This window comes from Burkholderia sp. Ac-20392, from assembly GCF_017104585.1.
GTDB lineage: Bacteria > Pseudomonadota > Gammaproteobacteria > Burkholderiales > Burkholderiaceae > Burkholderia > Burkholderia lata.
In genome coordinates, this window is sequence record NZ_JAAGPB010000551.1 from 1 (window position 1) to 5,073 (window position 5,073).

A 5,073-nucleotide genomic window follows, 5' to 3' on the forward strand; every position below is an offset into this window, starting at 1 on the left:
CGCGCAGGCAGCCGGCGATGCAGTGGCCGACCGCGGCGAGCGCGTCGTCGCCGGCCTGGTGCCCCTGCGTGTCGTTGTAGCGCTTGAAGTAATCGACGTCGATGAACAGCAGCGACAGCGCGTGCTGCGAGCGCGCGGCGCGGCGCCATTCACGTGCGAGCGTGACGTCGAGCATCCGGCGGTTGTCGAGGCCGGTGAGGCCGTCGGTGCGCGCGAGCGCCTGCAGTTCGGTTTCCGCGCGGTGGCGCTTGCGCAACTGCACGTCGAGCAGCAGCGACAGGCCGACGAAGCCGATCGCGAGCGCAACCATCGCGGAGCCGATCGGAATCGCACGGTCGTACCACGCGGCGTAGGTATCGGCTTCCGAGCGCGCGACCATGATGATGAGCGGCAGGTTCTCGAGGTGCCGGAACACGTACAGGCGTCGCACGCCATCGATCGACGCGGTGTCGGCGAAGCTGCCTTCGTTGGCGGTCATGAACCGCCGGAACGTGCTGGCGCGGCTGATGTCGCGGCCGACGATCTTGGGGTCGTACGGCTCGCGTGCGAGCATCTTGCCGTCCGTGTTGATCAGCGCGATCGAGCCGCGATCGCCGAGTGACAGGCGCGAGAACAGGTTCTGGAAATATTCGAGCCGGATCGACATCACGGCGACGCCGCCGAACGAGCCGTCGGGCTTCGTGATCCGCCGGCTGAGCGCGATGCTCGGCGAGCCGCCGCGCAGCCGCGAGTGATACGGGGGGCTGACGTACAGGCCGGCGTCGGGGTGATCGCGGTGCACGGCGAAGTACGGTTCGTTGCCGAAGTTGGCCTTGCGCGGCACGTCGCTCTTGCCGTCGACCGCGATGTCGCCCTTCGCGTCGAGCACGTAGATGCCGCCGAGGTACTTGGCCGTCGTCGCGCGGTCGAACAGCACCTGGCGGCGCAGCGGCATCGGCAGCTTGATGACGTCGGGGTCGTTCTCGCCTTCGACGACGGCTTGCAGCGACAGCGAATAGATCTCGATGTTGCGCTCGATGTCCCACGACGCCATCAGCGCAAGATTCTGCTGCATCGCGGCCGAGCGGTCGCGCGCGTCGATGCGGCCTTCGTACAGCACGATCCCGCACAGGAGCAGCAGGACCAGCGCGATCAGCAGCCCGGTATAGAAGATCAGGTGCGGCAGCAGGAACCGGCGCAGATGAGCGGCGACACGGCTCGTCAGGCCGGATTCGCTGGGCATTGCGTAGTCGGTTTCTGCCATGGTCGGTGGATCGATGGGCATTGCCGCCGGGAGGCGGGCCGATGCGATTGTATTCGTATGACGTGCCGACGGCGATCCGTTGCGCGGCCATTCCGACGCCTTCCTGCCGGCCGGCGGAGAAAATGGACGCCGATTATCGGTAATCGCGGCCGGATATACCGGTAAATCAAGCATTCACTGGTGACATCTGCGCCGATTCAACGATCCGACGAATCGGGCAACGCGAATTCAACGGAGTATAGCGCGCGCGTCCGCGTGCGCGGAAAATGTTGCGGGCCGTTGATCCGGATCAAATTACAGTGAATTCCCGGGCTTGCGAATATCGGGCAGAGCGTTCCCGCGCAAGGCTTTGCGGCATGCAGGGCCGTTGCGCGCGGCATCCGGCCGTCGATTCCCTCCGGTTAACGGCACACGCCCGCGAAAAATGAAGGCAGACGATATGCGCCGATTATTCGTTTCAACGGCCGGGTGAACGCGAAAATGAAAACGGGCGGCCGTTGCGGCCGCCCGTTTCGTGAAGCACGCCTCGGTTACCCGCCGTGCTGTTGCGCCTTGAACGCGAGGCGGAACCGGTGCAGCAGCGGCTCGGTATAGCCGCTCGGCTGCGACGTGCCCTGCAGCGCGAGCGCGCACGCGGCCTTGAACGCGGTCGACTGGTCGTAGCCGGGCGCCATCGGGCGATAGTTCGGATCGCCGGCGTTCTGTTGGTCGACGACGCGCGCCATCCGCTTGAACACGTCGAGCACGAACGCCTCGGTGATCACGCCGTGGCGCAGCCAGTTCGCGATGTGCTGGCTCGAAATGCGCAGTGTCGCGCGGTCTTCCATCAGGCCGACGTCGTGGATGTCGGGCACCTTCGAGCAGCCGACGCCCTGTTCGACCCAGCGCACGACGTAGCCGAGGATGCCCTGCGCGTTGTTCTCGACTTCGCTCAGGATCTCGGCCTCGCTCCACTCGGCGCGCTCGACGACCGGCACCGTCAGCAGGCCTTCGAGCAGCGCGTCGCGTTCGCTTGCGTACGGCGTCTTCTCGAGTTCCTGCTGGACGGCCTGCACGTCGACGAGGTGGTAGTGCAGCGCGTGCAGCGTCGCGGCGGTCGGCGACGGCACCCATGCGGTGTTCGCGCCGGCGCGCGGATGCGCGATCTTCTGCTCGAGCATCGCGTGCATCAGGTCCGGCATCGCCCACATGCCCTTGCCGATCTGCGCACGGCCGCGCAGGCCGGCCGACAGGCCCGCGAGCACGTTGTTGCGCTCGTACGACTGGATCCATGCCGACGACTTCATGTCGCCCTTGCGGATCATCGGGCCCGCTTCCATCGCGGTGTGCATCTCGTCGCCGGTGCGATCGAGGAAGCCGGTGTTGATGAACGCCACGCGTGCGGCGGCCGCGGCGATACACGCGGCGAGGTTCACGCTGGTGCGGCGCTCCTCGTCCATGATGCCCATCTTCAGCGTGTTGCGCGGCAGGTTGTACAAGTCCTCGATGCGTGCGAACAGCGTATCGGCGAACGCGACTTCGACCGGGCCGTGCATCTTCGGCTTCACGATGTAGATCGAGCCGGTGCGCGAGTTGCGCTTCGCCTTCAGGTCGTGCAGCGAGCACAGCACCGTGACGACGCCGTCGAGGATCCCTTCGGGAATCTCGTTGCCGTCGCGGTCGAGTACCGCGCCGTTGGTCATCAGGTGGCCGACGTTGCGCACGAACAGCAGCGAGCGGCCGTGCAGCGACAGCGTGCCGCCGGCGGGCGTGGTGTACTCGCGATCGGCGTTCAGGCGGCGCGTGAAGTGCTTGCCGCCCTTCGCGACTTCCTCGACCAGCGTGCCCTGCATCAGGCCGAGCCAGTTGCGGTAGAGCTGGACCTTGTCTTCTGCGTCCACCGCCGCGACCGAATCCTCGCAGTCGATGATCGTGCTGACCGCGGCTTCGAGCACGACGTCCTTCACGTTCGCGAGATCGGCGCGGCCGATCGGCGTCGACGCGTCGATCTGGATCTCGAGGTGCAGGCCGTTGTGCTTCAGCAGGATCGCGGACGGAGCGTCGGCCGCGCCCTGGTAGCCGACGAACTGCGCCGGCTGCGCGAGGCCCACGATGCCCTTCGCGGTTTCGACGGCGAGCTGGCCGTCCTGCACGCGGTAGCGCAGCGCGTCGCGGTGCGAGCCGCTCGCGAGCGGCGCCGCGTTGTCGAGCACGTTGCGCGCGTAGTCGATCACGCGCTGGCCGCGCGTCGGGTTGTAGGTCGCGGTGCGTTCGGCGCCGCCGTCTTCAGGCAGCGCATCGGTGCCGTACAGCGCGTCGTACAGGCTGCCCCAGCGGGCGTTCGCGGCGTTCAGCGCGTAGCGCGCGTTCGACAGCGGCACGACGAGCTGCGGGCCGGCTTGCGTGGCGATCTCGCTGTCGACGTTCGCGGTGGCTGCCGCGACGTTCGACGGGACCGGCACGAGGTAGCCGATTTGTTCGAGGAACGCGCGATACGCGGCGTGGTCGCGCACGGGGCCGGGGTGCGCACGGTGCCAGGTGTCGAGTTCCTGCTGCAGGCGGTCGCGTTCCGCGAGCAACTCGCGGTTGCGCGGCGCCAGGTCGTGCACCAGGGCCGAGAAACCGCTCCAGAACGCGGCCTTGTCGATGCCGGTACCCGGCAGCGCTTCGTTTTCAATGAACTGGCTCAGCGCTGGCGCGACTTGCAGTCCTGCTTGGTCGATCATCGTTAATCCTCCCGGGGAAAAAATCGCGCGCGGCTTTGGCTGGTTATACCGCGACGCTTTGTGTGCCGGCGCGGGCGATCTGCGCGTCCTGTTCGGACTTTACGCCAGACACGCCGATCGCGCCCGCAATCCGGCCGCCGACCGTGACCGGCACGCCGCCTTCGAGCAACCCCGTCAGCGGCACGCTGAGAAACGCGGTGCGGCCACCGTTGATCATATCCTCATATGCCTTCGTCTCCCGCCGGCCGAGCGCCGCCGCGCGCGCCTTGTCCTGCGCGATGTAGGTGCTGGCCGGCGATGCGCCGTTCAGCCGCGCGAACGCGAGCAGGTGGCCGCCGTCGTCGACGACGGCGATCGATACGGCCCAGCCGTGGCGTTCCGCTTCCGCGCGGGCGGCGGCGAGCATGCGGTCGGCATCGGCGAGTTCGAGTTCGGGTTTCGTCTGCATGGCATTCCTCCGGTATCAGGTCAGTTGACGAGGTGGTTGTCGACGAGCTCGATCCAGTGGCGCACGGGCGTGCGGCCTGCGCCGTTCAGGTGAGTCTGGCAGCCGACGTTGGCCGTGACAATCAGGTCAGGCCGCGCGGCTTCGAGCGCGTCGAGCCGGTTGTCGCGCAATTGCGTCGCGAGTTCGGGCTGGGTCAGCGAATACGTGCCGGCCGAGCCGCAGCACAGATGGCCGTCGGCGACATTCGTCAGATCGAAGCCGAGCTGCGTCAGGATGCGTTCGACCGCGCCGCCCAGGCGCTGTGCGTGCTGCAGCGTGCACGGACAGTGCACCGCGATGCGGCGTGGCGTCGACCCGGCCAGCGCGTCGAGCGGCTCGGCCGCGATCACTTCGGCGAGATCGCGTGCGAGCGCGCTGACGCGGTGCGCTTTCTCCGCATAGACGGGGTCGGAGCGCAGCAGGTCGCCGTATTCCTTGACGAAGGCGCCGCAGCCGCTGGCCGTCAGCACGATCGCTTCCGCGCCTGCTTCAATTGCGGGCCACCATGCGTCGATATTGCGGCGCGCACGGGCGAGGCCGGCATCCTGCGCGTTCAGGTGATATTCGGTCGCGCCGCAGCAGCCGGCTTCGCGCGCCGGGGTCACGCTGATGCCGAGCCGGTCGAGCACGCGCGCGGC

At 67.7% G+C, this 5,073-nt stretch carries 4 protein-coding genes; all 4 read right to left on the reverse strand.

What is annotated here, in order from left to right; all coding sequences use genetic code 11:
- Window positions 1–1,243, reverse strand: a 1,243-nt coding sequence (locus tag G3N99_RS34265; RefSeq protein WP_206124584.1) for a diguanylate cyclase, incomplete at its 3' end; no start/stop codon positions are given.
- A 530-nt stretch (window positions 1,244–1,773) separates the two neighbouring features.
- A complete protein-coding gene (locus tag G3N99_RS34270) occupies window positions 1,774–3,948 on the reverse strand; it encodes a malate synthase G (RefSeq protein WP_174940506.1) in 2,175 nt (724 codons plus the stop codon).
- Between the two features lie 43 nt (window positions 3,949–3,991).
- Complete coding sequence (locus tag G3N99_RS34275) at window positions 3,992–4,396, reverse strand: heme-binding protein (RefSeq protein ID WP_011353646.1); 405 nt, start codon at window positions 4,394–4,396, stop codon at window positions 3,992–3,994.
- Window positions 4,397–4,416: 20 nt separating this feature from the next.
- On the reverse strand, window positions 4,417–5,073 hold a 657-nt coding region (gene glcF, locus G3N99_RS34280; protein WP_206124585.1), incomplete at its 5' end, for a glycolate oxidase subunit GlcF.